This window comes from Streptomyces sp. NPDC096324 (genome assembly GCF_044763015.1).
Taxonomy (GTDB): domain Bacteria; phylum Actinomycetota; class Actinomycetes; order Streptomycetales; family Streptomycetaceae; genus Streptomyces.
In genome coordinates this window covers 357,249-383,367 of sequence record NZ_JBIWFK010000004.1, presented here as the reverse complement: position 1 = coordinate 383,367, position 26,119 = coordinate 357,249, and the positions used below count along the sequence as shown (strand labels likewise).

27 protein-coding genes are annotated in these 26,119 nt (G+C 73.6%); 22 read left to right on the top strand and 5 right to left on the bottom strand.

Translation table 11 applies throughout. The features are described 5' to 3' along the window. Positions 1-64: 64 nt before the first annotated feature. The 4 genes from ybaK to ACIQ7M_RS12450 form a co-directional block, all read right to left on the bottom strand. Complete coding sequence (ybaK, locus tag ACIQ7M_RS12465; RefSeq protein WP_355760022.1) at positions 65-562, bottom strand: Cys-tRNA(Pro) deacylase; 498 nt, start codon at positions 560-562, stop codon at positions 65-67. Between the two features lie 17 nt (positions 563-579). Next, positions 580-1,320 carry an LON peptidase substrate-binding domain-containing protein gene (locus ACIQ7M_RS12460; protein ID WP_355760020.1) on the bottom strand — a complete coding sequence of 247 codons (741 nt, stop codon included), beginning with the start codon at positions 1,318-1,320 and terminating at the stop codon, positions 580-582. Positions 1,321-1,331: 11 nt separating this feature from the next. Continuing rightward, positions 1,332-2,372, bottom strand: a complete 1,041-nt coding sequence (locus tag ACIQ7M_RS12455) for a hypothetical protein (protein ID WP_403642896.1) — start codon at positions 2,370-2,372, stop codon at positions 1,332-1,334. Positions 2,373-2,548: 176 nt separating this feature from the next. Next, entirely contained in the window at positions 2,549-4,129 is a 1,581-nt protein-coding gene (locus ACIQ7M_RS12450) for an oxidoreductase (protein WP_355760017.1), read from the bottom strand. Positions 4,130-4,302: 173 nt separating this feature from the next. On the opposite strand from ACIQ7M_RS12450, the gene hisD reads away from it, so the two are divergent. The 13 genes from hisD to ACIQ7M_RS12385 all read left to right on the top strand — a co-directional run bounded on the left by hisD (position 4,303) and on the right by ACIQ7M_RS12385 (position 17,649). After that, on the top strand, positions 4,303-5,652 hold the full coding sequence (gene hisD / locus ACIQ7M_RS12445; RefSeq protein ID WP_403642892.1) for a histidinol dehydrogenase: 1,350 nt from the start codon (positions 4,303-4,305) through the stop codon (positions 5,650-5,652). After that, on the top strand, positions 5,649-6,785 hold the full coding sequence (locus ACIQ7M_RS12440) for a histidinol-phosphate transaminase (RefSeq protein WP_355760013.1): 1,137 nt from the start codon (positions 5,649-5,651) through the stop codon (positions 6,783-6,785). The genes hisD and ACIQ7M_RS12440 overlap by 4 nt, the downstream gene beginning before the upstream one ends. Continuing rightward, positions 6,782-7,375, top strand: a complete 594-nt coding sequence (gene hisB / locus ACIQ7M_RS12435) for an imidazoleglycerol-phosphate dehydratase HisB (protein ID WP_037623339.1) — start codon at positions 6,782-6,784, stop codon at positions 7,373-7,375. The genes ACIQ7M_RS12440 and hisB overlap by 4 nt, the downstream gene beginning before the upstream one ends. After that, positions 7,372-7,536 carry a hypothetical protein gene (locus ACIQ7M_RS12430; RefSeq protein WP_326788335.1) on the top strand — a complete coding sequence of 55 codons (165 nt, stop codon included), beginning with the start codon at positions 7,372-7,374 and terminating at the stop codon, positions 7,534-7,536. The genes hisB and ACIQ7M_RS12430 overlap by 4 nt, the downstream gene beginning before the upstream one ends. Further along, complete coding sequence (gene hisH / locus ACIQ7M_RS12425) at positions 7,527-8,174, top strand: imidazole glycerol phosphate synthase subunit HisH (protein ID WP_389847543.1); 648 nt, start codon at positions 7,527-7,529, stop codon at positions 8,172-8,174. Before ACIQ7M_RS12430 ends, hisH begins: the two co-directional genes overlap by 10 nt. After that, on the top strand, positions 8,171-8,896 hold the full coding sequence (priA, locus tag ACIQ7M_RS12420; protein ID WP_403642886.1) for a bifunctional 1-(5-phosphoribosyl)-5-((5-phosphoribosylamino)methylideneamino)imidazole-4-carboxamide isomerase/phosphoribosylanthranilate isomerase PriA: 726 nt from the start codon (positions 8,171-8,173) through the stop codon (positions 8,894-8,896). The genes hisH and priA overlap by 4 nt, the downstream gene beginning before the upstream one ends. Beyond that, complete coding sequence (locus ACIQ7M_RS12415; protein WP_355760006.1) at positions 8,893-9,309, top strand: RidA family protein; 417 nt, start codon at positions 8,893-8,895, stop codon at positions 9,307-9,309. The genes priA and ACIQ7M_RS12415 overlap by 4 nt, the downstream gene beginning before the upstream one ends. Continuing rightward, the gene (gene hisF, locus ACIQ7M_RS12410) at positions 9,306-10,061 is read left to right on the top strand and encodes an imidazole glycerol phosphate synthase subunit HisF (RefSeq protein ID WP_355760004.1); all 756 of its coding nucleotides are present in this window, start codon (positions 9,306-9,308) and stop codon (positions 10,059-10,061) included. Before ACIQ7M_RS12415 ends, hisF begins: the two co-directional genes overlap by 4 nt. A 650-nt stretch (positions 10,062-10,711) precedes the next feature. Continuing rightward, positions 10,712-11,605, top strand: coding sequence for a dienelactone hydrolase family protein (locus ACIQ7M_RS12405; protein ID WP_355760055.1), 894 nt, complete (start codon positions 10,712-10,714; stop codon positions 11,603-11,605). A gap of 385 nt (positions 11,606-11,990) precedes the next feature. Next, the gene (locus ACIQ7M_RS12400; RefSeq protein WP_403642881.1) at positions 11,991-14,105 is read left to right on the top strand and encodes a LuxR C-terminal-related transcriptional regulator; all 2,115 of its coding nucleotides are present in this window, start codon (positions 11,991-11,993) and stop codon (positions 14,103-14,105) included. Between the two features lie 112 nt (positions 14,106-14,217). Further along, on the top strand, positions 14,218-15,663 hold the full coding sequence (locus ACIQ7M_RS12395) for a PucR family transcriptional regulator (protein ID WP_403642878.1): 1,446 nt from the start codon (positions 14,218-14,220) through the stop codon (positions 15,661-15,663). Between the two features lie 95 nt (positions 15,664-15,758). Further along, positions 15,759-16,346 carry an ArsR/SmtB family transcription factor gene (locus tag ACIQ7M_RS12390; protein WP_403642875.1) on the top strand — a complete coding sequence of 196 codons (588 nt, stop codon included), beginning with the start codon at positions 15,759-15,761 and terminating at the stop codon, positions 16,344-16,346. A gap of 37 nt (positions 16,347-16,383) precedes the next feature. Further along, positions 16,384-17,649 carry an MFS transporter gene (locus ACIQ7M_RS12385; RefSeq protein WP_403642872.1) on the top strand — a complete coding sequence of 422 codons (1,266 nt, stop codon included), beginning with the start codon at positions 16,384-16,386 and terminating at the stop codon, positions 17,647-17,649. Between the two features lie 40 nt (positions 17,650-17,689). On the opposite strand, the gene ACIQ7M_RS12380 is transcribed toward ACIQ7M_RS12385, so the two are convergent. Continuing rightward, a complete protein-coding gene (locus ACIQ7M_RS12380) occupies positions 17,690-18,325 on the bottom strand; it encodes a TIGR03085 family metal-binding protein (protein WP_403642870.1) in 636 nt (211 codons plus the stop codon). Between the two features lie 142 nt (positions 18,326-18,467). Between ACIQ7M_RS12380 and hisI the strand changes: the two genes are divergently transcribed. The 9 genes from hisI to trpA all read left to right on the top strand — a co-directional run bounded on the left by hisI (position 18,468) and on the right by trpA (position 26,114). Continuing rightward, a complete protein-coding gene (hisI, locus tag ACIQ7M_RS12375; protein ID WP_386989170.1) occupies positions 18,468-18,881 on the top strand; it encodes a phosphoribosyl-AMP cyclohydrolase in 414 nt (137 codons plus the stop codon). An 11-nt stretch (positions 18,882-18,892) separates the two neighbouring features. Continuing rightward, entirely contained in the window at positions 18,893-20,404 is a 1,512-nt protein-coding gene (locus ACIQ7M_RS12370; protein ID WP_403642866.1) for an anthranilate synthase component I, read from the top strand. Between the two features lie 273 nt (positions 20,405-20,677). After that, positions 20,678-21,343, top strand: coding sequence for a TIGR02234 family membrane protein (locus ACIQ7M_RS12365; RefSeq protein ID WP_403642863.1), 666 nt, complete (start codon positions 20,678-20,680; stop codon positions 21,341-21,343). Positions 21,344-21,502: 159 nt separating this feature from the next. Further along, complete coding sequence (locus tag ACIQ7M_RS12360; protein ID WP_355759986.1) at positions 21,503-21,748, top strand: HGxxPAAW family protein; 246 nt, start codon at positions 21,503-21,505, stop codon at positions 21,746-21,748. Positions 21,749-21,841: 93 nt separating this feature from the next. Further along, positions 21,842-22,291, top strand: a complete 450-nt coding sequence (locus tag ACIQ7M_RS12355) for a DUF2752 domain-containing protein (protein WP_355759984.1) — start codon at positions 21,842-21,844, stop codon at positions 22,289-22,291. 165 nt (positions 22,292-22,456) lie between these two features. After that, positions 22,457-23,266, top strand: coding sequence for an indole-3-glycerol phosphate synthase TrpC (gene trpC / locus ACIQ7M_RS12350; RefSeq protein ID WP_355759983.1), 810 nt, complete (start codon positions 22,457-22,459; stop codon positions 23,264-23,266). 240 nt (positions 23,267-23,506) lie between these two features. Next, on the top strand, positions 23,507-23,716 hold the full coding sequence (gene trpM / locus ACIQ7M_RS12345) for a tryptophan biosynthesis modulator TrpM (RefSeq protein ID WP_403643520.1): 210 nt from the start codon (positions 23,507-23,509) through the stop codon (positions 23,714-23,716). Between the two features lie 293 nt (positions 23,717-24,009). Beyond that, positions 24,010-25,302, top strand: coding sequence for a tryptophan synthase subunit beta (trpB, locus tag ACIQ7M_RS12340; RefSeq protein WP_355759981.1), 1,293 nt, complete (start codon positions 24,010-24,012; stop codon positions 25,300-25,302). Then, a complete protein-coding gene (trpA, locus tag ACIQ7M_RS12335; RefSeq protein ID WP_389847514.1) occupies positions 25,299-26,114 on the top strand; it encodes a tryptophan synthase subunit alpha in 816 nt (271 codons plus the stop codon). The genes trpB and trpA overlap by 4 nt, the downstream gene beginning before the upstream one ends. Positions 26,115-26,119: the final 5 nt, after the last annotated feature.

The following is a 26,119-nucleotide window of genomic DNA, read 5'->3' as shown; positions in this document are numbered from 1 at the left end:
CCGAGGAGAAGGCATCCGTCGAGGGGCCGCGCAAGCCGTGAAGCCGCGGGGCGCCGACGGCCGGTCACGTGCGTCCGACGGGTGCGGACACCGCCTCCGTGAGCTTCGCGAGGTCGCCGGGGGAGAGCTCGACCTCCATGCCGCGGCGGCCCGCCGAGACGCAGATCGTGGCGTGCCCGGAGGCCGAGGAGTCCAGGACGGTACGGAGCCTCTTGCGCTGGCCGAGGGGCGAGATGCCGCCGCGGACGTAGCCCGTCGTGCGCTCGGCCGCCGCCGGGTCGGCCATCACCGCCCGCTTGCCGCCCACCGCCGTGGCGAGGGCCTTGAGGTCGAGCGAGCCCGCCACCGGGACGACCGCGACCACGAGCGCGCCGTCCACGTCCGCCACCAGGGTCTTGAAGACCCGCTCCGGCGACACGCCCATCGCCTCGGCCGCCTCCTCGCCGTAGGACGGGTGGGAGGGATCGTGCTCGTAGGCGTGGACGGTGAACGGGACGCCCGCCTCCGTCAGCGCCACCGTGGCGGGGGTGCCGCCGGACTGCTTCTTCGCCTTCTTGGCCATCGACCTTCTCGCAAGCGTCAGTTCAGGCTCGTCGGGCCGCGCGTCAGGTCCGACGCGGGCAACGACGGCAGATTACGGATGATCGCCGTCTCCGCGCGCAGCACCTTCAGCTCCTCGCGCAGCCGGGAGGCCGTGTCGGGGGCCTGGAGCAGCCGCTGCCGGGCCGGCACGTCCAGCATCACGGCGGCGGCGACGAGATAGGAGACCACCGCCGGTTCGTCCGGCAGGTCCGCGCCGGTCGACAGCGAGCGCTCGCGCGCCCCGGCCAGCCGCTTCTGGTACTGCCGGAAGGCGCGCAGGACGCCCTCGGCGAGCGCCCCGGCCTCGTCGCCCGGGTCCTCCGGGAGTTCCTCCAGCTCGGCCGTCAGGAACGCCCCGGAGGCGTCCACCGACAGCAGCCGGACCCGTGTCGTGCCGGTCGCCAGCACCTCGAAGCTGCCGTCGGCGCGCTCCCGGATGGTCGCCGCGTCCGCGACGCAGCCCACCTCGTGGAAGGCCGCGAGCGGATCGTCCCCGAACCCGGCGGCGGGCCCGCGGTCGGGCACGGCGCTCCCGTCGGGCATGCCGGGCGCACTGGGCGAGAGCTCATGGCCGTCGCGGACGGCGACGACGGCGAATCGGCGGGATTCGTCCTCGGGTGTCTTGAGCAGCTCGCGCATCATGGCGCGATAGCGCTCCTCGAACACGTTCAGAGGAAGCACGAGCCCGGGGAACAGCACCGAGTTCAGGGGGAAGAGCGGGAGCCGGACGGTGGTCACGACGGGAAAGCCTAATGGTCGACGGAGCGGACGAGTCCGCCGTACCCGATCCGGGGGAGCCGGCCGGGGGGGCGGTCCCGCAGCGGAAGGCCCGAGGCGACCTCCAGACGGACTCCGTCGCGCAGCTCCAGGTACTGCCCGAGCGGGTCGTCGGAGACCTTGGCCCAGGGGAACGAGGTCACGTACGGCCCGATGAGGCGAAGCTGCTCCAGGGCGTCCTGCCAGCGCTCCAGCCGGACCAGGACGTACGTCAGCAGATTGCGCACCTCGGCGGGCCACGGGTCGGCGGCGGCGTAGCAGGCCGACACCGAGATCGCGAGGTCGGCCGCGGCGTCCAGGCGCTCGCGCGGCACCTCGGGACCGCCGCCCTCGGTCAGATAGGCGAAGGCCGCGCGCACCGGCAGGGCCTGGACCAGGGAGCCCGGCAGGGCGTCCTGCGCGGCGGGCTCGGCGAAGTCGAAGCACTCGCTGTGCGAGCCGTACCAGGCGGCGGAGAGGTACTGGAGAGCGGCCACGTGGCAGCCGTAGTGGTGCGGGGAGCGCCGGACGGCCTGGGCCCAGAGCTGCTCGAACTCGGTGTGCCTGACGTTGGTGCCGCGGGCGTGGTCGAGCGCGATCCGCCACGGCACCGGGTCGCGCGGATCGCCCTCGGCGGCGGACATGATCAGCGGGCCGAGCTCGCGCAGCAGTTCCACCCGCGCGGGGGACGCCCAGGCGCGGCGGACGGCCAGTTCGGCCCTGACGAGGAGGACGTCCGGGTCGTGCGGGTCGTCGGCCTGCCACCGTCCGAGCCATTCGTCGCGGGAGCGGGCGAAGGCGGCGAGGCGGAGGGCGTACCGGTCGCGGTTCTCCCACTCGGCGGACTCGCGGGTGGCGGCCAGCAGCGCGGCGGCGGGGGCGTAATCGCTCTGGGCCGCCGCGACCAGCGCGGGGCCCAGCCGGTGGTCGGGGGCGTCGAGCAGCACCTCCTCGTCGGCCGGCAGTCCGGCGGCGAGGCGTGAGGTGTGCCGGGCCATCCGGGCGGTACGGAGGAGCGCGCTCAGCAGTGCCATGGTGTCGACCATTGAAAACCGCAGGTCGGAGCTGTGCCAGTGGCGATCGGTGACGCTTTCGTAAAGCCGATTGGTTGTGCGCCGCCGGGTCAAGGACCGGTAAAAGCATGGCGCCCCATCAGGTGTGCGAAACCTGTGCGATGTCTGTGCGATCGCCGGGCGGCGACGGGGCGGCGTCAGCCGCGGCGCAGCAGCCGGGTGGCGCCGGCGGCCACCGTCGTCGCCAGGATCCAGCCGAGGAGGACCACCACCGCGGCCAGCCACTGCCAGCCGCCGCGCAGCTGCCAGAAGCCGGCCTGGCCCAGGTCGATGACCGGCAGCAGCAGATCCAGGGCGTAGAGCGAGGCGTTCCACGCGGGGTGCCCGTCGGTGTTGACCGGCCGGTGATCGGCGTGCGCGAAGGCGATCGACGCCGCCGCCCACAGCACCGCCATCCACAGGGCGGCCCGGCCCGGACGGTACCCGTAGGCGACCGTCCAGTCCTGGGCGTAGCCCCAGAGCTTGGCGGCCGGCGGCAGGGTCTCGCGGCGGCGGCGCTGCTTGGCGAGCAGCACCTCGCGGGCGTCCTCGTCCTCACCGGAGTCGCGCAGCACGGCGGCGAGGCGCTCGTACGGCTCCGGGGCGTATTCGGCGGTGGCCGCCGCCACCCACTCCAGGCGCCGGGTCAGCGGGAAGGCCCCCTGCGGGACCAGGTTCTCGTACGTGAAACCGCCCATGTGCAGGCTGCCGGGGCCCGGCCAGCTCGACGCCCGGTCGACCAGGTTGACGATCCGCGCGCCGGACAGCACGACCTTGCCGCGTTCGGGCCGCTCGCCGAGGAAGCGCAGCTCGGGCGTCTGGACCCGCAGCAGCGACAGCCCCTGGTCGTCGTCGAAGGTGAAACGGGCCCGGTCGAAGTCGACCGCGTCACCGAAGCGCCCGTCGTCCAGACGGATCCCGCCCTGGCACTCGAACCGCTGCACCAGGGTGCCGCGCGCCGGGGTGGTGCCGCTGGTCGCCAGCGGATTGCCGAGGCCCGCGGGGGTCATGTAGAGGGTGCGGTTGACGGTGAGCTGGGGGGCGTTGAGGGCGAGCCGGGTGTACGGGTTGCGGAGCCTGCTGCCGCGCAGGCTCAGCGACACGCCGACGGTGGCGCCGCGCAGACTGAGCTCGCCGTGCGACTCCAGCATCTCGGCCTGGAGGTCCTGTCCGACGGTCATGCCGTCGCCGGTGATCGACTGTCCGCGCCGGTCCCGGTAGACGACCGCCTGGTTGAGCAGCAGATCCGTGCCGATGTGCGCGTCGGTCAGCCGTACCCCGTTGTGGAAGTGGCAGCGCGGCAGATGCAGATCGCCCTCGGTGTGCAGCCGGGCCGCCTCCAGCCGGGGCACCGCGCAGTCCACCAGCCGCAGCGTGGTGAAGCGGGACTCCGGCAGCAGCACCTCCTTCTCGAACCGGCACCCCTTCAGCTCCACGTACGGCACCACCGCGCCGCCCGCGAGGTCGAGCACGCCGGTGATCCGGACGCCCGTCAGCTTCAGGGAGGCGACCCGGCCCTGGAGGGCCGGCGGCCCGTCGAGCAGCAGCCAGGCCACTATCCGGGCCCGGACGCTGCGCTCGGGCCCCCAGGGATGTCCGCCGTGCGGATCGTCGACGGCGGTGTCCCCACTGCGCAGGTCGTACACGCTGCCGTTGCGGAAGGCCTGCCACATCCCCGCCTCGGCGGCGGTCAGCTCGTCGGGCAGGTCACCGGCGCGCAGGTCGGCACCCTCGGTCACGGCATGTCACTTCCTCCCCTGCTACTCGCGGGTTCCACGGTCCTGCAATGCCCGCTCAGTCACGGCGCGAACGCTCCCGGTGAGGGGGATCTTCCACGGGAGGCGACAGTGGCTTGTATCAGCCACTGATACAGGCGTCCGGCGCCCCGCCGCGGTCTGAGAGAATTGAGTCCGTGATCTCCCGAATCGATCTGCGCGGCGACGCCCTCCCCGAGGGCCCCGCCCTGCGCGACCTGCTGCCCCGAGCCGACTTCGACGTCTCGGCCGCCCTCGAGAAGGTGCGACCGATCTGCGAGGCCGTGCATCATCGGGGAGACGCGGCGCTGATCGACTACGCGGAGAAGTTCGACGGAGTACGGCTCGAGTCCGTACGTGTTCCGGCCCAGGCCCTCGCCGACGCCCTGGAACAGCTCGACCCCGACGTGCGCGCGGCCCTGGAGGAGTCGATCCGCCGCACCCGTCTCGTCCACCGCGCACAGCGCCGTACGACGCACACCACCCAGGTCGTGCCCGGTGGCTCGGTCACCGAGAAGTGGGTGCCGGTCGACCGGGTCGGGCTGTACGCGCCCGGCGGCCGCTCGGTGTACCCGTCGTCCGTGATCATGAACGTGGTCCCGGCCCAGGAGGCCGGGGTCGGCTCGATCGCGCTCGCCTCCCCCGCCCAGTCCGCGTTCGGCGGCCTGCCGCACCCGACGATCCTGGCCGCCTGCGCGCTGCTCGGCGTCGACGAGGTGTACGCGGCCGGCGGTGCCACGGCCGTCGCGATGTTCGCGTACGGCACCGAGTCCTGCCCCTCGGCCGACATGGTGACCGGCCCCGGCAACATCTGGGTCGCCGCGGCCAAGCGCTACTTCACCGGCCGGATCGGCATCGACGCCGAGGCCGGCCCGACCGAGATCGCGGTCCTCGCGGACGACACCGCCGACCCGGCGCACGTCGCCGCCGACCTGATCAGCCAGGCCGAGCACGACCCGCTCGCCGCCGCCGTCCTCGTCACCGACTCGCCGGCCCTCGCGGATGCGGTGGAGAAGGAACTGGAACCGCAGATCGCGGCCACCAAGCACGTCGACGACCGGATCGTCCCGGCCCTGAGCGGCAGGCAGTCCGCGATCGTCCTCGTCGACGGCGTCGACGAGGGCCTCAGGGTCGTCGACGCGTACGGCGCCGAGCACCTGGAGATCCAGACCGCCGACGCGGCCGCCGTCGCCGACCGGGTCAGGAACGCCGGAGCGATCTTCGTCGGCCCCTGGGCCCCGGTCTCGCTCGGCGACTACGCGGCGGGCTCCAACCACGTCCTGCCCACTGGCGGCTGCGCCTGCCACTCCTCGGGCCTGTCCGTCCAGTCCTTCCTGCGCGGCATCCACATCGTCGACTACACGAAGGACGCGCTCGCCGACGTCGCCCATCACGTGGTGACGCTGGCGGAGGCGGAGGACCTGCCCGCGCACGGCGCGGCGGTGAAGGCAAGGTTTGTCGGAGATGAACAAGTGTCGCGCGGCTGGAAGGTACCCGAGGGCAAGTGACCGGCATCGACGATCTCCCCGTACGGGACGAACTGCGGGGCAAGACCCCCTACGGCGCACCGCAGCTCGACGTCCCCGTACGCCTGAACACGAACGAGAACCCGTACCCGCTGCCCGAGCCGCTCGTCGAGCGGATCGCCGAGCGGGTCCGTGAGGCCGCCCGCGGACTCAACCGCTACCCCGACCGGGACGCGGTGGAGCTGCGCACCGGGCTGGCCGCCTATCTGACGAAGACCGGAAAGCACCCGGTCGGCGTCGAGAACGTCTGGGCCGCCAACGGCTCGAACGAGGTCATCCAGCAACTGCTCCAGACCTTCGGCGGCCCCGGCCGCAGCGCGATCGGCTTCGAACCGTCGTACTCGATGCACGCGCTCATCGCGCGCGGCACGGGCACGGCCTGGATCTCGGGCCCGCGGGGCGAGGACTTCACCATCGACCTCGTCGCCGCCGAGCGGGCCATCGCCGAGAACCGGCCGGACGTCGTCTTCGTCACCACCCCCAACAACCCCACCGGCAACGCGGTCCCGCCCGAGACGGTCCTCGCGCTGTACGAGGCCGCGCAGGCGGCGAAGCCGTCCATGGTCGTGGTCGACGAGGCCTACATCGAGTTCAGCCACGGCGACTCGCTGCTGCCCCTGCTCGAAGGACGGCCGAATCTCGTCGTCTCCCGGACGATGTCGAAGGCCTTCGGCGCGGCCGGACTGCGCCTCGGCTACCTCGCCGCCCACCCGGCCGTCGTGGACGCCGTCCAGCTCGTGCGGCTGCCGTACCACCTGTCGGCCGTGACACAGGCGACCGCGCTGGCGGCCCTGGAGCACACCGACACCCTCCTCGGGTACGTGGAGCAGCTCAAGTCCGAACGGGACCGGCTGGTCACCGAACTGCGCGCGATGGGCTGCGAGGTGACCGAGTCGGACGCGAACTTCGTGCAGTTCGGACGGTTCGCCGACACCCACGCGGCCTGGCAGCGGATCCTCGACCAGGGCGTCCTGGTCCGGGACAACGGCGTACCGGGGTGGCTGCGGGTCTCCGCCGGAACCCCGAAGGAAAACGACGCGTTCCTCGACGCGGTACGTGAACTACTGGGCTCTGTGGGGGAGAACCCCGCATCCCCGAAGGAGCAGAGCGCATGAACCGCGTAGGACGCGTGGAGCGGGTGACGAAGGAGACGTCGGTCCTCGTCGAGATCGATCTCGACGGCTCCGGCAAGGTCGACGTGGCCACCGGCGTCGGCTTCTACGACCACATGCTCGACCAGCTCGGCCGGCACGGTCTGTTCGACCTCACCGTGAAGACCGAGGGCGACCTGCACATCGACTCGCACCACACCATCGAGGACACCGCCCTCGCCCTCGGCGCCGCCTTCAAGCAGGCCCTCGGCGACAAGGTCGGCATCTACCGCTTCGGCAACTGCACCGTCCCGCTGGACGAGTCGCTCGCCCAGGTGACCGTCGACCTGTCCGGCCGCCCGTACCTCGTGCACACCGAGCCCGAGAACATGGCGCCGATGATCGGCGAGTACGACACGACGATGACCCGGCACATCCTGGAGTCCTTCGTCGCCCAGGCCCAGATCGCCCTGCACGTGCACGTCCCCTACGGACGCAACGCGCACCACATCGTGGAGTGCCAGTTCAAGGCGCTGGCCCGGGCCCTGCGTTACGCCTCCGAGCGCGACCCCCGCGCAGCCGGCATCCTCCCCTCCACTAAGGGCGCACTGTGACAGGCCTTTCCAGCATCCTCATCGTCGTCGGTCTCTTCCTCGCCGGAGGGATCTACTCCTTCGTCAAGCAGGACATGCCGAGGAGCCTCGTCGTGCTGCTCTCCATCGGTGCCGCGATGTGCCTCGTCGCGGGCGTCATGCGGCTGGAGGTGTGGAGTTGAGCCCTTCCAGGAAGGTCGTCGTCTTCGACTACGGCTTCGGGAACGTACGCTCCGCCGAGCGCGCCCTCGCCCGCGCGGGCGCCGAGGTCGAGATCACCCGGGACTTCGACACCGCGATGAACGCGGACGGGCTGCTGGTGCCGGGCGTCGGCGCCTTCGCCGCCTGCATGCAGGGCCTCAAGGAGGCGCGCGGCGACTGGATCATCGGCCGCCGGCTGTCCGGCGGACGCCCCGTCATGGGCATCTGCGTCGGCATGCAGATCCTCTTCACCCGCGGCATCGAGCACGGCGTGGAGACCGAGGGACTGGACGAATGGCCGGGCACGGTCGGACCCCTGGAGGCCGACGTCGTGCCCCACATGGGCTGGAACACCGTCGACGCCCCGGACGGCTCGGAGGCCTTCGCCGGCCTCGACGCCGACGCGCGGTTCTACTTCGTCCACTCCTACGCCGTCCACGACTGGTCGCTCGAAGTCGGCAACCCGCTGCTGCGCGCCCCCCTGGTCACCTGGTCCACGCACGGCAAGCCCTTCGTGGCGGCCGTCGAGAACGGCGCTCTGTGGGCCACCCAGTTCCACCCCGAGAAGTCCGGCGACGCCGGAGCCCAGCTCCTCTCCAACTGGATCGGAACACTGTGAGCAAGCTCGAACTCCTCCCCGCCGTCGACGTCCGCGACGCCCAGGCCGTCCGCCTCGTGCACGGCGAGTCCGGGACCGAGACCTCCTACGGCTCCCCTCTGGAGGCCGCCCTGGCCTGGCAGAGCGCCGGCGCCGAGTGGCTGCACCTCGTCGACCTGGACGCCGCGTTCGGCACCGGTGACAACCGCGCGCTGATCGCCGAGGTCACCGGGGCGATGGACATCAAGGTCGAGCTGTCCGGCGGCATCCGCGACGACGAGACCCTCGCCGCCGCGCTCGCCACCGGCTGCACCCGCGTCAACCTCGGCACCGCCGCCCTGGAGACCCCCGACTGGGTCGCCAAGGTCATCGCCGAGCACGGCGACAAGATCGCCGTCGGCCTCGACGTCCGCGGCACGACCCTGCGCGGCCGCGGCTGGACCCGCGACGGCGGCGACCTCTACGAGACGCTGAGCCGTCTCGACTCCGAGGGCTGCGCCCGCTACGTGGTCACGGACATCGCCAAGGACGGCACGCTCCAGGGCCCGAACCTGGAGCTCCTGCGCAACGTGTGCACGGCGACCGACCGCCCGGTGGTCGCCTCCGGCGGGGTGTCCTCGCTGGACGACCTGCGGGCCATCGCCGAACTCGTGCCGCTCGGCGTCGAGGGCTCCATCGTCGGCAAGGCCCTGTACGCCAAGGCGTTCACCCTCGAAGAGGCCCTGGCGGCGGTAGCCCGGTGAGCGCCGTACGCCGCCTTTCGACCGGCTCGCCCGCGGAGGACGCCTTCGGGTACTCCCGCGCGGTGGAGCTGCCGAACGGCCTGGTGCTGGTGTCCGGTTGCAGCTCGATCATCGACGGCGACGTCGTCGAGGACGATCCCTACGAGCAGACGGTCAACGCCTTCGGGGTCGCGTTCGCGGCCCTGGAGCGGCTCGGCCTGGGCCGCGAGGACGTCGTCCGCACCCACATGCACATCACCCACGCCCGGGACGTCGAGGAGGTCGGCCGCGCCCACAAGGCGCTGTTCGACGGCATCCGCCCCGCCGCCTCCATGATCATCGTCGAGGGTCTGGTGGACCCGCGGCTGGTGGTCGAGGTCGAGGTGGAGGCGTTCCGGACAGACCCCACGGAGCAGGGAGAAACGCGGTCATGACCCTGGCGGTCCGAGTGATTCCCTGCCTGGACGTGGACAACGGCCGGGTCGTCAAGGGCGTCAACTTCCAGAACCTGCGGGACGCGGGCGATCCCGTCGAGATGGCCAAGGTGTACGACGCCGAGGGCGCCGACGAGCTCACGTTCCTGGACATCACCGCGTCCTCGGGCAACCGTGAGACCACGTACGACGTGGTGCGCCGCACGGCCGAGCAGGTCTTCATCCCGCTGACGGTCGGCGGCGGTGTCCGCACCGCCGAGGACGTCGACAAGCTGCTGCGGGCCGGTGCCGACAAGGTCGGCGTCAACACGGCCGCGATCGCCCGCCCCGAGCTCATCCGCGAGATCGCGGAGCGGTTCGGGCGGCAGGTGCTCGTGCTGTCGGTGGACGCGCGCAGGACCGAGGGCGGTTCCTTCGAGGTGACCACCCACGGCGGCCGACAGGGCACCGGCATCGACGCCGTCGAGTGGGCGCACCGGGCCGCCGAGCTGGGCGCGGGCGAGATCCTGCTCAACTCGATGGACGCCGACGGCACGAAGGACGGCTACGACATCGAGATGATCGAGGCCGTACGCAAGCACGTCACCGTTCCGCTGATCGCCAGCGGCGGCGCCGGCCGACTCGACCACTTCCCGCCGGCCATCGGGGCGGGCGCCGACGCGGTGCTGGCCGCGTCCGTCTTCCACTTCGGCGACCTGCGGATCGGCGAGGTCAAGGAGACCCTGCGCGAGGCGGGACATCCCGTCCGCTGACGATCCCGGCCGGGGCCTTCAGCAGGGGGTCCCTGGCCGGCTTCGACTCCCGCCGGTGGCCGCAACGGCCGCGTACGGCTCACGTCATGGCCCGCGCCCGGGCAGCCTTCGCTGCCGGACGCGGGCCATGACCGTTTCCGGGGCCGGTGGGGCAGGCGGGGCAGTGTTCCGCGGGGCGGGCGGCCCCGGTCCCGGGGACACACGTTCGCGGGAAAGGGGTGTTCGTCGTGGGACGGTGACGCCCGTTCCGGGGCTGGTGCGGCCCTCCTCCCGGGGAAGCGAGTTCGCGGGAAAGGGACTGTTCACCCGCGGGCGGTGGGGCCTCGTTCCGGGGGGCGAGGGGGAGCCGGAATCCGCGTGTGGGGCCGCGGGGGCGGTGCGCACGGCCGGTGGTTCTGCCGATGTGCGGGCCGGTGCCGGGGCGGACAGTTGCCAGCGCAACCACGGAGACGGACCCCCGCCGTGACGTGGCGCGCGCCTTCCGGTACCCCATGCCAGGGCGGCGCCCGGACCGCGGCGCGGGTCCGTCCTCCCTCACCCCGCCTCACCGAGAGGACGCACCCACCGTGCAGCCGAACCCCGCACTCCCCGTCGCACCCGTCGGATCCGAACCGTCCCCCCGCCGACCGCACCGGCCGGCCGGCCGTCTGGTGCGGGCCGGACTCGCGCTGCTCCTGGCCACGGGCGGCCTCGTCGCCGCGCAGGCCACCGGGGCGCAGGCCGTCGTCGCAGCAGGAGCCGTCTCGGCGCAGGCCGCCGCGAACCCGTACGAGCGCGGCCCCGCCCCCACGAACGCCAGTATCGAGGCCTCGCGTGGTTCGTACGCCGTCTCCACCACCACCGTCTCCTCCCTGTCCGTGAGCGGCTTCGGCGGCGGCACGATCTACTACCCGACCTCGACCGCCGACGGCACCTTCGGCGCGGTCGTCATCTCACCCGGGTACACCGCCTACCAGTCGTCCATCTCCTGGCTCGGTCCCCGGCTCGCCTCGCAGGGCTTCGTGGTGTTCACCATCGACACCCTCACCACGCTCGACCAGCCCGACAGCCGCGGCCGGCAACTGCTGGCCGCGCTCGACTACCTGACCCAGAGCAGTTCCGTGCGGACCAGGATCGACAGCAGCCGGCTCGGCGTCATGGGCCACTCGATGGGCGGCGGCGGAACACTGGAGGCCGCGAAGAGCCGTCCCTCGCTCCAGGCGGCGATCCCGCTCACCGGATGGAACCTGGACACCACCTGGCCGGAGATCAAGACGCCGACGCTGATCGTGGGCGCGGACGGCGACACGATCGCGCCGGTCGCCACGCACTCGGAGCCCTTCTACGCGAGTCTGCCGAGCACGCTGGACAAGGCGTACCTGGAGCTCAGGGGCGCCACCCACTTCACGCCCAACAGCTCGAACACGACGATCGCGAAGTACAGCATCTCGTGGCTCAAGCGATTCATCGACAATGACACCCGCTACGAGCAGTTCCTCTGCCCGCTGCCGCAGGCCTCGCTGACGATCGCCGAGTACCGGGGCAACTGCCCGCACACCTCCTGACCCGCACCGCACAGTCCGCAGTGCACAGTCCGTCCCGCACAGTCCGTCCGTGCGCGGGTGACGGCCGCCGATCCCGGTGGCGGTCACCCGCGTGCGGGCGTTTCCGGGGAACCGGGGCGCGGTCCTGTGCGGGCGCACAAGCCTTGCCCGCCCGGCGTGGGACCCCGCCCAGCAGCGGTCGTGTCCGTGCAGGTCAGAGGGGGTTCCTTGCCCGCACGCGCAAGCGAACGCGGGGCTTCCGCCGTTGTTTACGCGGAAGTAACGTGACGGTGTGACTGGAAACGCGACTGCGCGAATTCCCCTCGGGGCGCCGGCCCGGGCCCCGTTACCGCCGCCCGGGGCGCCCCGCCCGCCCCGGGCACGTTCCGCGCCCGCGGGGCTCGGGATGTCCGGCCCGATCGCGACGACGTGTCCGACCCAGCCGGCCGACCCGTCCGGCCCGGTGGACGCGCCCGACACGCCTGCCGCGCCGGCCGGGCCTGTCGGCCCGGAGGGGACCGGTCCGGCCGAGGCCGGACTGTTGCTGCTGGTGGTGGCCGAGGGGGAGCGGGACGCGAGGGCCGACGGGGTGGACGCCTCGGTGGTTCTCCGGGCGGCCGGGGCCTGCGGCCTCGGGGCGGGTGTCCTCGACGCCGCCGAGGCCGCGGGGCACCTCCGGCTCGACGGAGGCCGTATCCGGCTCCTCGATCCGGGCCTGGCCCGTGCCGTTCACGCCACCGCCCCGCCCGCCCGTCGCCGCGCGGCGCACCGACTGCTGGCCGATGCCCACGCCGGGGGCCCGAGCGCCCTGCCCGTCCTCTTCCACCGGGCCTCGGCGGCCGTCGCTCCCGCCCCGGGGCTCGGCGACGCCCTCGCCGCCGCGGCGGCGGCGGACGCTCGGCCGACGCACGCTGAGCGCTCGGCGGCCTGGGCGAGAGCGGCCGGACTCGCCGTCGACCAGGAGCTGTGCGCCGTCCGTCTGATCGACGCGGCCGACCAGGCCCGGCTGGCCGGACTGCCGCACCGCGCGCGGGAGTTGCTCGCCCGGGCCGGGTGCGAGCGTCCGGCCGGCGTCGTGCGCGGCGCGGCCCAACTGGTGAGCGGGCTCCTCGCGCTCCAGGACGGCCCGGTCGCCGACGCCCGCGAAGTACTGCTGCTGGCCGCCGAGTCACTGGACCCGGCCGACCCGCCCCGCGCCCTGGCCGCCCGGCTCGCCGCCGTCGAGGCGTCCTGGGCGGCGGGAGACGCGGCGGCCTGCGCGGAAGCCCTGGACCAGGGTCCGGCGCAGCCGGGATCCGACCCGCTGCTCGCCGCGTACCGGGCGGGGATGTCCGCGGTGATGCACGGCCGCCCGGACACCGGCCGGCCGTCCTTGCGGGAGGTGGTGGCCCGGGCGGGCACCGCGGCCGGGGTCCACGACGGCCCGGAGACCCTGCTGCGGGCCGGGAACGCCGCCCTCGTCCTCGGGGACCTCGCCGCCGCCGCGCGCGCCGACTCCCGCGCCCTCGCCGTCGCCAGGGCCACGGGCCCGTACATCCTGGTCGCCCAGGCGCTGGAACGGCTGGCCTACGGAGAGCTGCGGGCCGGCCGTCACGCCCGTGCCCGCGCCCACGCCGAGGACGGCCTGCGCACGGCGGCCGGAGCCGGCCAGGACAACCTCGCGGCGCACCACCACGCGATCCTCGCCCTGGTGGCGTCCGTGGAGGGCTCCCCGGAGACCGTCGCGGAGCACGCCACGGCCGCCGAACGCGTCGCCGCGGCCCACGGTCTCGCGCAGGCGGCCACGCTGTCCCAGTGGGCGCGGGCCCGCGCCGACCTGGCCCGCGGCCGGCTCGCCGAGGCCGCGGCGCGGCTCGGCCCGCTGGTCGGCGCGGGCCCGCGCCGCGGTCACTTCGCGATACGGATGCTCGCCGCCCCCTGCTTCGTGGAAGCGGCTGTCCGCACGGGACAGACGGAGGCCGCCCGGTCGGCGGTCGCCGCGTTCGCCGACTGGTCCGAGCAGGGCGCGGATCCCCAGGCCCCGGCCCAACTGGCGCGCTGCCGTGCGTTGTTGAGTGGCCCCGAGGACTGCGAGGCGCTGTTCGCCGCCGCGCTGGCCCGGCACGACGAGGTGGCCGGGGACTTCGAACGCGGCCGCACCCAGCTTCTCTACGGGGCCTGGCTGCGGCGGCGGCGCAGACCCGGCGAGGCGCGCGGCCGGCTGCGGGACGCTCTGGTGTCCTTCGAGCGCGGCGGGGCGCTCGGCTGGGCCGCGCAGGCACGGGCGGAACTGCGGGCCACCGGGGACGCCGGACCGGGTGAACCGGCCGGTCCGCTCACCCTCCTGACACCCCAGCAGCTCCGGATCGCCCGCTGTGTGGCGGAAGGGGCCACCAATCGCGAAGTCGCGCTGCGCCTGTCCGTGAGCCCCCGCACCGTGGACCACCACCTGCGCAATGTCTTCGCCGCCCTGGGGGTCCGCTCCCGCGTCGAGCTGTCCCGACTGGTGGACCGGGCCGAGAAGACCACCGCACACCCCTAGGTACCGACCGGGCGGTATGTCATCCTGCGGGATCAGGAGGTCCGGGCCACCCGTGTGCCGCGCGTCGGCCGAGCGGGCGTCCCGACCGAGCCGACCCCGGTGGAGGACAGCGATGCAGCACCTCGTACCCGCCCACGTCCGGTCCCGGCCAGGGCCACGGCCCCCGGTCCCGCCCGCCCGCCCGGCCGTCGACGCGGAGGCGCTCTCGGTGCTGCACCGCGCCGCCCGGGCGCTGATCGCGGGGCTGCCCGAACTGTCCGAACGCCTGGTGGACCTCCTGGTGGCGCGCGAACCCGCGTACCGCGCGGCCATGGAGACCGACGCGGAGAGCGTTCGCGACGAGGTGCGGCGCTCGCTGCGGCTCAACGTCGGGTCCCTGATCCAGCCCGGTGAACTGCGCGAGGCCGCCCACCGCTGCTCCTGGGCCATCGGCAGGGCCCGCGCCGAACGCGGCCTTCCGCTGGACGCGTTGTTGCGCGCCTTCCGGCTGGGCGGCGGCATGATCTGGCAGGAGCTCGTCGACGAGACGACCCGCCGCCATCCCTCCGACGCGCGCCTGCTCGTGCATGTGGCCGCCGACGTCTGGAACTTCGTCGACGACCACTGCGCCGTGGTCACCGACGCCTACCGCCAGACCGAGCGCGAGCTGATGTGGCGCAGGGAGAACCGGCTGCGGCTGATGACGGCCGCGCTCCTCGACGGCACCGCCAGGATCACCGATCTGCCGGCCACCGCCGCCGCCCTGGGGCTTCCCGAACAGGGCCGGTACGCGGTCGTGCTGGTCCGGTTGCCCGCCGGCCGGGCGTTCACGGACGTACGCGGCCAGGTGGGTCTCTCCGGCCTGCGGATCCTCTGGTACCGCGACCGCGACCGCGACGCCGAGGGCACCTACGGCATCGTCCCGCTCGGCGACCGCCCCCACGACGAGGGCCGGCCCGGTCGCGGCCACGACGAGAGCCTCCTCGACGCGGGCCCCGGGCCGGCGTCCGCCCCGGGGGCCGGGACGAGTCCGGACGGCGCGCACGGGACGGACGGCGCGGACCGGGCGGACGGCCGGGGCGGTGAGCGCCCGGGAACGCACGGACCCGACCTGGACGCCGGGGAGATCGCCCGCCGGTTGACCGCCCCGCCGCCGGCCCGGGTCGGAGTGAGCCCGGTCGTCGAGGGGCTCGCGGCGATCGGCGACGCCCGCCGCCTCGCCGACACGGCGCTGCGGGCCTGTCCGCGCTCCGGCGGAACCATCGTCCTGGAGGAGCACCTGCCCGCCGCGCTCGTCGTGTCCGCGCCGGCCCTCGGCGCGGCACTCTCCGAGCGGGTCCTCGGGCCGCTGCTGCGCCTGGACCTGTCCGACCGCGACATCATGCTGGACACGCTGACCGTCTGGCTCGACTGCGACGGTTCCGCCCAGCGGGCCGCGGGCCGCCTCTACTGCCACCGCAACACGGTCCTGAACCGGCTGCGGCGCTGCGAACAGCTCACCGGCCGCTCCCTGACCCGGCCGGCGGACGTGGTCGAGCTGTCGCTCGCCCTGGCGGCGCATTCACTGCTCGATCCGTGAGGGTTCCCCGTCCTCGGTTCCCGGCCCCGGAGGTGCGAAAGGAAAGTTGCGCAATATTAGTTGCGCAACTTTTCTTTCATATCTACGGTGAGGGTATGACGCGCAAGGAAGACCGCCGGATCACGGACATGGGCACGCTCAAGGCGATCGCCCATCCGCTGCGCATGCAGCTCTACCGCGCCTTGCACATCGCGGGCGCCGCCACCGCCTCCCAGCTGGGGGAGCGGGTCGACGAGGCGCCCTCGCTCGTCAGTTACCACCTGCGCAAACTCGCCGAGCACGGGCTCATCGAGGAGGCGGAGCCGCGCAGCGGGGACGGCCGTGAGCGCTGGTGGCAGCCCGCGTCGGAGGGTTTGAGCGTCCACGACGAGGACTTCCGGAACGCACCGGAGACGTCCGCCGCCCACACCGCGTTCGCGCGGCTCCTCGTCGACCAGCGCGCCGACCTCTACCGGCGCTATCTGGACGAGCGGCACGCCTGGGGCGCCGAGTGGGGCGGCGCATCCTCCGACACCGAGTCCACCCTGCGGCTGACGCCGGCCGAACTGACCGAACTCAACCGGGAGTTGCTCGCTGTCATCCGGAAGTACGACGAGAAGGGCCGCGCGGACGAGGCGGCCGGTGACACCGAAGGGCGCGAGAACGTCGCGCTGCACGTGTACGGATTCCCGTTCCGTGTCTGACCCCGAGAGCGCGTCCGCCCCGAAAGGACCCGGCCCCGTGACCGCGACTGTCATACCCGGCCCCGCCCCGACCACCGCGCACGCTCCCGGCAGGGCCGCCCACCGCGACGGCAACGTCCTGCGCTGGCTCGGCGCCTACACCTCGTCGATGATCGGCGACAACGTCTACTACATCGCGTTGTCGTGGGCCGCCGTCCAGGCCGGCAGCCCCTCCCAGGCCGGGCTCGTGATGTCCGTCAGCGCCGTACCGCGGGCCCTGCTGATGCTGGGCGGGGGAGTGGTCGCCGACCGGTTCGGGCCGCGGAAGGTCGTCATCGGCAGTGACGCGGTGCGCTGCGCGACCGTGCTGGCGGTCGCCGCGCTGCTCTTCGTGACCAGCCCGGGGCTGTGGCTGCTGGGCCTGGCCGCCGTCGTCTTCGGCGTCGTCGACGCCGTGTTCATGCCCGCCGTCGGTGCGCTCCCCGCCCGTGTCACCGGCCGCGACCAGCTCGCCCGCGTCCAGGGCATGCGCGGACTCGCCATCCGCTCCGCCAATGTGCTGGGCGCCCCGCTCGGCGGCCTCGCCGTCGCCCTCGGCGGCGCGGCCACCGCGTTCGCGCTGGCCGGCCTGCTCATCGCCGTGTCGGTGCCGCTGCTGATCTCCGTACGCATGCGGGAACTCACCCCGGACGACGAGGCGGGCGGGGCCGGCCGCACCGCCTGGCACGACCTCCGCGACGGGCTGCGCCACATCCGCGGCCACCGCGTCCTCGCCCCGCTCATCGCGGTCATCGCCCTCGGCGACCTCGGCTTCGTGGGACCGTTCAACGTCGGACTGACCCTGCTCGCCGACCGGCGCGGCTGGGGCGCGTCCGGGATGGGCTGGGTGATCGCCGCGTTCGGCACCGGCGCCGGAGCCGCGGCGCTGCTGCTGACCCTGCGCGGACGGCTCCCGCGCGCGGGCACCGTCGCCGCCGTGGCCATCCTCGGCGGCTCCGTGGCGATCGGCGCGCTCGCCTTCGTGCCGGGCGTCGCCGGGGCCGTCGGTGTCGCCCTCGTCGTCGGGCTGCTCGCCGGGCTCAGCGGCGCCCTGTGCGGAGCGCTGATCCAGACCCAGTCCGACCCCGCCTACCTGGGCCGGGTCAGCGCCGTCGCCGGCATCGTCAGCCTCGGTCTCGCGCCGCTCAGCATGCCGGTGACCGCCGCCGCGATCGGCCGGTGGGGGACCGGGCCGGTCTTCGTCGCCAGCGCCGCCGTGTGCGGCCTCGGCGGGGTCCTCGCCCTGTGCGTACGGGACCTGCGGCGCGCCGAACTCCCCCGCTGACCGCCGGTCCGGTCCCGGCGGACGGGCGGGCTCCGGATCCCTAGATCCCGAGCTGCTTCGCCTCGTGGAGCCTGGTGATCGCGTCCTTGTCGCCGTCCAGCTCGACGTCCGCCACGCCCTGCCGGCCGAACGCGAACATCAGCAGCTCCGAGGGCTCGCCGGTCACCGTCACCACCGGCGTCCCCTTGTTCAGCACCGTCGTCCGGCCGTCCGGGCGGCGCAGGACCACACCCGTCGGAGCGCCCCGGCCCATCAGCTTGGCCGTGCGGTCCAGACGCGACCACAGGGCATCCTGGAACACCGCGTCGAGCTCGCGCGGCGTCCAGCCCGGCTGCGCGCGCCGCACGTCCTCGGTGTGGACGTAGAACTCCACCACGTTCGACGCCTCGTCCACCTGCTTCAGGGAGAACGGTGAGAACCGCGGCGGCCCCGTCCGGAGCAGCTGGATCAACTCCTCGTACGGCTTGTCGGCGAACTCCGCCATCACCCGCTCCAGCCGGGACGCGAGCTGTTTGACGACGACACCGCCGGCGGCGTCGAGGCGACGCTCGCGCACCACCACGTGCGCGGCGAGGTCCCGGGTGTTCCAGCCCTCGCACAGGGTCGGGGCCTCCGGTCCCACGGTTTCCAACAGATCGGCGAGGAGGAGCCGTTCGCGCTTGGCATAGGTCGACATGACGGCCAGCCTACGGCCGGGCGGCCACTGCGCCCAGTGGAGAGCGCGGCGCGACCGGCCGGGTCCCACCTGTGGACGAACGCGGGGTCCGGCCTGTGGACAACGGCCGGGCAGGACGACCCGGCGCGGCACAATGGCACCCATGACCAGCACGCCTCCCGCCAGCAGTCTCGACCCCGAGATCGCCGCCCGCCTCAAGCGCAGCGCCGACGGCCTCGTCCCCGCCATCGCCCAGCAGTACGACACCGGTGAGGTGCTGATGCTCGGCTGGATGGACGACGAGGCACTGCACCGCACCCTCACCACCGGCCGCTGCACCTACTGGTCGCGCAGCCGCCAGGAGTACTGGGTCAAGGGCGACACCTCCGGCCACTTCCAGCACGTCAGATCCGTGGCCCTGGACTGCGACGCCGACACCCTGTTGGTGCGTGTCGACCAGGTGGGCGCCGCCTGCCACACCGGTGCCCGCACCTGCTTCGACGCGGATGTGCTGCTCAAGGACACCGGCGACGGGGCCGAGGACGCCGATTCCGGCGCGCCGGCCCGGAATCAGTAAGGTCAGCCGCCATGGACCTCGAGACGTTCCGCAAGCTGGCCACCGACCGCCGTGTCATCCCCGTCAGCCGCAAACTGCTCGCGGACGGCGACACGCCGGTCGCGCTCTACCGCAAACTGGCCGCCGAGCGCCCCGGCACGTTCCTGCTCGAATCCGCGGAGAACGGCCGCACCTCCCTGTCCTGGTCCCGCTACTCCTTCGTCGGCGTCCGCTCCGCCGCGACCCTCACCGAGCGGGACGGACAGGCGCACTGGCTCGGCACCCCGCCGGTCGGCGTCCCGGTCGACGGCGACCCGCTCGCGGCCCTGCGCGCCACCATCGAGGCGCTGCACACCCCGGGCACCGAGGGGCTGCCCCCGTTCACCGGCGGCATGGTCGGCTATCTGGGCTACGACATCGTGCGCCGCCTGGAGAAGATCGGCCCCGGCGAGCGGGACGACCTGAACCTGCCCGAGCTGACCATGCTGCTCACCAGCGACCTCGCGGTCCTGGACCACTGGGACGGCTCGGTCCAGCTCATCGCCAACGCGATCAACCACAACGACCTCGACACGGGCGTCGACGAGGCGTACGCGGACGCCGTCGCCCGCCTCGACGCCATGGAGGCCGACCTCTCGCGCGCGGTGTCCCAGCCGCCCGCCGCGCTCCCGCCCTCCGAACTCCCCGAGTACACCGCGCTCTGGGGCGGCCCCGACTTCCAGGACGCCGTCGAGGACATCAAGGAGCGCATCCGGGCCGGCGAGGCCTTCCAGGTCGTCCCCTCCCAGCGCTTCGAAACCCCCTGCACGGCCAGCGCGTTGGACGTCTACCGCGTCCTGCGGGCGACCAACCCCTCGCCGTACATGTACCTGTTCCGCTTCGACGGCTTCGACGTCGTCGGCTCCTCCCCGGAGGCCCTGGTCAAGGTCGAGGGCGGACAGGCGATGGTGCACCCCATCGCCGGCACCCGGCCGCGCGGCGCGACCGTCCAGGACGACCAGGCACTCGCCGACGAGCTGCTCGCCGACCCCAAGGAGCGCGCCGAGCACCTCATGCTCGTCGACCTCGGGCGCAACGACCTCGGACGGGTCTGCGAGCCCGGCTCCGTCGAGGTCGTCGACTTCATGTCCATCGAGCGGTACTCGCACGTGATGCACATCGTCTCCACGGTGACCGGCCGGGTCGCCGCGGGCCGTACGGCCTTCGACGTGCTCACCGCCTGCTTCCCCGCCGGAACGCTCTCCGGGGCGCCCAAGCCGCGCGCGATGCAGATCATCGACGAACTGGAACCGTCCCGGCGCGGGTTGTACGGCGGCTGCGTCGGCTATCTCGACTTCGCTGGCGACTCCGACACCGCCATCGCCATCCGTACGGCCCTGCTGCGCGACGGCACGGCCTACGTCCAGGCCGGCGCGGGCATCGTCGCCGACTCGGTCCCACAGGCGGAGGACGACGAGTGCCGCAACAAGGCGGCGGCGGTACTGCGGGCGGTCCACACCGCGAACCGCCTCGGTCGCCAAGGCGTGTCCGGCGAAGTCGCGTAGTCCGTCCGGACGCCGGGCGGGCGCGACTTCGCGGGAACGCCCTGGGCCGTGTCCGCGTGGGCCCGGCCCGTACGCCGAACGGCTCCGGGCGGGGTCGGCCGGGGGCCGCGGACCGGCTCGCACGGCCGGGAGGCGGGCGGTCGGGCCGACGTCCGGCCGACGGTCCCGGCCGCACCCGGGGCCGTACGATCCGTGCGAACCGCGCCCGAACGGCCCGAATAGGACGAGGCTCACGCAACCCCGACTGACGGTTCGCCCGGGGTTCAGGCGATAGTGGGGTCTGTGACTGCCGTACCTCACCCCCGAACCGAAGCCGCGGGACCCGCCCGGTCCGGCCGCCGCAGCCTTGCCGTGACCCTGCTGAGCGGCGCGCTCGGCGCGGCCGTCGCCCTGCTCGCCAGCCGGCAGGGCTGGGCGCGGGGGACCGCGACCGTGGCCGGCGGCGACTTCCCGCTGACCGTCAAGGGCAGCGACGTCACGGGTGTGCCCGCCGCGCTCGCGATAGTCGGCCTCGCCGCGCTCGTCGCCGTCTTCGCCGTCCGCCGCTCCGGCCGCCTCCTGGTCTCCGCGCTCCTCGCGCTCTCCGGCGCGGGCATCGCCGTCGCCTCCGTCCTCGGCGCGAGCGACAGCTCCGCCCTCGACGAGCAGGCCGCCTCCGCCTCCGGCAACACCGCCGCCACCGCGGCCGGGATCGGCCACACCGGCTGGCCGTACGTGGCCGCGGCGGCCGGCGCGCTCATCCTGCTGGCCGGGCTGCTCGCGCTGCGCCACGGCCGCACCTGGCCCGCCATGTCCGGCCGCTACGAGCGGGACGGCAGGCCCCGGCCCCGCAAGGCCAAGCCGGTCGACCCGGACCGCCCCGAGGACCTCTGGAAGGCCCTCGACCGCGGCGAGGACCCCACCGGCCCCGACACCGCCCCCGACCCGGACAGGCCCTAGAGCCCGTTCGCGGAGGTTCCCGGGCCCGGGGCCCCCGCCGTGAGCGGCCCGGACCGGCACGCGCGGGGGTGACCCCCCGCTCACGGCGGACCCGTGCGTACGGGACAATGGGCCGTGAGCGTCCGACTCACACACGCATACAGCAACGAGGAGCAAGTCATGGCGGGCAGCAGCCACGGTCACACCCCGGCCGCCTGGACCGGTGTCATCATCGCCTTCATCGGTTTCTGCGTCGCGGGTGCCTTCATGGTCAAGGCCGAACCGCTGGGCTTCTGGGCCGGCATGGTCGTCGTCGCCCTGGGCGGTGTCGTGGGCATGCTCATGCGGAGCATGGGCCTCGGCCAGCCGAAGGCCGCAGCGCAGCCCGCGAACACGGCGCGTTCGACCGTGGGCGCCGACGCCTGACCCACTGAGGCTGTGACGGAGGGCGGCCCCGGCGATTCGCCGGGGCCGCCCTCCGTGTACCCGGGCGAGCGCCCGGCCCGCGCGAGAGGCAGAATGCGTCGCGTGAACGCCGAAACCCAGAGGGTGACGCGGACCGGGCCGGACGCGGGTGTGCTGCGGCGGCTGGCCGTTCCGGGCGCGCTGCTCGCGGCCGTCGCGGGGGCCTTCGCGTACGTCGGGGCCGTCGACCCCAACGAGCCCGGCCACTACCCCGTCTGCCCGCTGCTGCGCCTCACGGGCGTGTACTGCCCCGGCTGCGGCGGTCTGCGCAGCGCGCACGCCGTCGCGCACGGGGACCTCGCCACGGCGCTCACGGACAACGCGCTCGCCGTCGGCGGGTACCTGGCCTTCGCGGTGCTGTGGGCCGTCTGGGTGATCCGTATCGCGCGCGGACGGCCCGCCCGGCTCGACCTCGGACCCGTCCACCTGTGGAGCCTGGGCGCGTTGACGCTGGTCTTCACCGTTGTCCGGAATCTTCCCTCCGGTGGCTGGCTGCACCCTTGATCAAATGACAAATGTCCAGGTAGTGGGACCGGCGTCAACCGGATGCGAGGGCTACGCCTTCCTCCGGATACCATCGCAGTGACCCGACTTTTCCGTCAGGGACGGTGAACCCGGGTCACCGATCGACCGCTTCAACCGTCCACCGCAGGGAAGGGGGCCGCTCGCGTGAGTGTGCTCGACGAGATCATCGACGGAGTCCGTGCCGACCTCGCGGAGCGGCAGGCGCGCGTCAGCCTCGACGAGCTCAAGGAGCGCGCGGCGAAGGCTCCGGCGGCCAAGGACGGCGTGGCCGCCCTGCGCGGCGACAGCGTCAAGGTCATCTGCGAGGTCAAGCGGTCCAGCCCCTCCAAGGGCGCGCTCGCCGCGATCGCCGACCCGGCGGCCCTGGCCGCCGACTACGAGGCGGGCGGCGCCGCCGTCATCTCCGTGCTCACCGAACAGCGCCGCTTCGGCGGTTCGCTCGCCGACCTGGAGGCCGTGCGCGCCCGCGTGGACATCCCGGTGCTGCGCAAGGACTTCATCGTCACGTCGTACCAGCTCTGGGAGGCCCGCGCGTACGGCGCCGACCTGGCGCTGCTCATCGTCGCGGCCCTCGAACAGCCCGCCCTGGAGTCCCTCATCGAGCGCGCCGAGTCCATCGGGCTCACGCCGCTGGTCGAGGTGCACGACGAGGACGAGGTCGAGCGCGCGGTGGACGCCGGCGCGAAGATCATCGGCGTCAACGCGCGCAACCTGAAGACGCTGAAGGTCGACCGTACGACCTTCGAGCGGGTCGCCCCCGAGATCCCCGACGGCCTCGTCAAGATCGCCGAGTCCGGTGTCCGCGGCCCCCACGACCTCATCGCGTACGCCAACGCGGGCGCCGACGCGGTCCTGGTCGGCGAGTCCCTCGTCACCGGCCGCGACCCGAAGACCGCCGTCTCCGACCTGGTCGCGGCGGGCGCCCACCCGGCCCTGCGGCACGGACGGGACTGACCCGCGGTGTCCGCCCCGACCCTCGCCGCCGTACCCCGTCCGGGCCTTCGCCCCGACGGCGTACCGGCGCGCGCGGGGTCGGCCGCTCCGGCGTCCGCCGGAGCGCTCCCGCGGGCGAGGGCCGGATCGCCCGGGCCCGCGGCGCACGACGAGGGCCCGCTGCCGCCGCTGCCGCCCGTCGCGCGCCTCTCGCTTCCCGGGGACCCGTACGCGGGGCACCCCGGCGCACCCTCCGCCGCCGTGCTTCCCGTGCCTTCGGCGGCCCGTGACCCCTACGCCCGCCTCGCCCGCGGCTGCCGTCCGCGCGGTTGCAGGGCACCAGCGCGCCGGGTGCACGGGCGCCGGGTCCGTTACGTCATCGGCGACGAGCCGGGTCAGGTCAACGGCATGCGATGGCCCGGGCGCGTACTCGCGCTCACGCCCTCCGGGCCCGGTCACTCCCACAGGTGAACCGGGTCTGATCCCCCTCGGCTCCGTGCCGGACCGGTCACCGTGTGTGTGAACCGGGCCCGCGTCCACGGCCGGCCGAACGGGGCCGCGTCCCACCCCGCACCGAGACCGCGCCGGAATCCGGCACACGCGGTCCCCGCGACGGCTCGCCCGTCGGGTGCGCGGGCGGACCGCGACAGGACGGGCGACGTCACCGGCGCAGCAGCCGGTGTCACCGGAGCGCGGGTGCGTCCGGTTCTCCGTGACCCTGTCCGATCCCGTGACCGGGGCTGTCGCCCCTGCGAGGTGTCCGTATGCCCAGCGAGTTCTTCATTCCCGACCCCGACGGTCAAGTCCCCAGCGCCGAGGGCTACTTCGGCGCGTTCGGCGGCAAGTTCATTCCCGAGGCGCTGGTCGCCGCGGTGGACGAGGTCGCCGTCGAGTACGACAAGGCGAAGGCGGACCCCGAGTTCGCCCGCGAGCTCGACGACCTGCTCGTCCACTACACCGGACGCCCGAGCTCCCTCACCGAGGTGCCGCGCTTCGCCCGGCACGCCGGCGGCGCGCGGATCTTCCTCAAGCGCGAGGACCTGAACCACACCGGCTCGCACAAGATCAACAACGTGCTCGGCCAGGCCCTGCTCACGAAGCGGATGGGCAAGACCCGGGTGATCGCGGAGACCGGCGCCGGCCAGCACGGCGTCGCCACGGCCACCGCCTGCGCGCTCTTCGGCCTCGAATGCACCATCTACATGGGCGAGATCGACACCCAGCGCCAGGCGTTGAACGTGGCCCGGATGCGCATGCTCGGCGCCGAGGTCATCGCCGTGAAGTCCGGCTCCCGCACCCTCAAGGACGCCATCAACGAGGCGTTCCGCGACTGGGTCGCCAACGTCGACCGCACGCACTACCTCTTCGGCACCGTCGCGGGACCGCACCCCTTCCCCGCCATGGTCCGCGACTTCCACCGCGTCATCGGCGTCGAGGCCCGCCGGCAGATCCTGGAGCGCGCCGGACGGCTGCCCGACGCCGCCATCGCCTGCGTCGGCGGGGGCTCCAACGCCATCGGTCTCTTCCACGCCTTCATCCCCGACGGCGGTGTCCGCCTGATCGGCTGCGAGCCGGCCGGGCACGGCGTGGAGACCGGCGAGCACGCGGCCACCCTGACCGCGGGCGAGCCCGGCATCCTGCACGGATCACGGTCGTACGTCCTCCAGGACGAGGAGGGCCAGATCACCGAGCCCTACTCGATCTCGGCGGGCCTCGACTACCCCGGCATCGGCCCCGAGCACTCCTACCTCAAGGACAGCGGCCGGGCCGAGTACCGCGCGGTCACCGACGACGCGGCGATGCAGGCCCTGCGGCTGCTCTCCCGCACCGAGGGCATCATCCCGGCCATCGAGAGCGCCCACGCGCTCGCCGGAGCCCTGGAGGTCGGCAGGGAACTGGGTGAGGACGGGCTGATCGTCGTCAACCTCTCCGGACGCGGCGACAAGGACATGGACACCGCCGCCCGCTACTTCGGCCTCTACGACAACGGCGTCGACGCGGTCGTCGCCGCCGACGCCGACACCGAGAACGCCGAGATCGAGGGGGACGCCAAGTGAGCGGCAACATCGAGCTGTTGAGCGACACCCTCGCCGGCGCGAAGGCGGAGGGGCGGTCCGCCCTCATCGCGTACCTGCCCGCGGGCTTCCCGACCGTCGACGGCGGCATCGCGGCGATCAAGGCCGTCTTCGACGGCGGCGCCGACGTCGTCGAGGTCGGACTGCCGCACAGCGACCCCGTCCTCGACGGCCCCGTCATCCAGACCGCCGACGACATCGCCCTGCGCGGCGGCGTCAGGATCGCGGACGTCATGCGGACCGTCCGGGAGGCCTTCGAGGCCACCGGCAAGCCCGTCCTCGTGATGACGTACTGGAACCCGATCGACCGCTACGGTGTCGAGCGCTTCACGGCCGAGCTCGCCGAGGCGGGCGGCGCGGGCTGCATCCTGCCCGACCTGCCCGTCCAGGAGTCGGCCCTGTGGAGGGAGCACGCCGGGAAGCACGGTCTCGCGACCGTCTTCGTCGTCGCGCCGAGCAGCAAGGACGCCCGCCTCGCTGAGATCACCGCGGCCGGCAGCGGCTTCGTGTACGCGGCCTCGCTGATGGGGGTCACCGGAACCCGGGAGTCGGTCGGGAACCAGGCCCAGGACCTGGTGGCCCGCACCAGGGCCACCACCGGGCTGCCCGTCTGCGTCGGCCTCGGCGTCTCCGACGCCCGCCAGGCCGCCGAGGTGGCCGGCTTCGCCGACGGCGTGATCGTCGGCTCGGCGTTCGTCAAGCGGATGCTGGACGCGCCGGACGAGGCCGCCGGCCTCGAAGCCGTACGGGAGCTCGCCGCCGACCTGGCGAAGGGTGTGCGCACGACGGCGTGACGTGA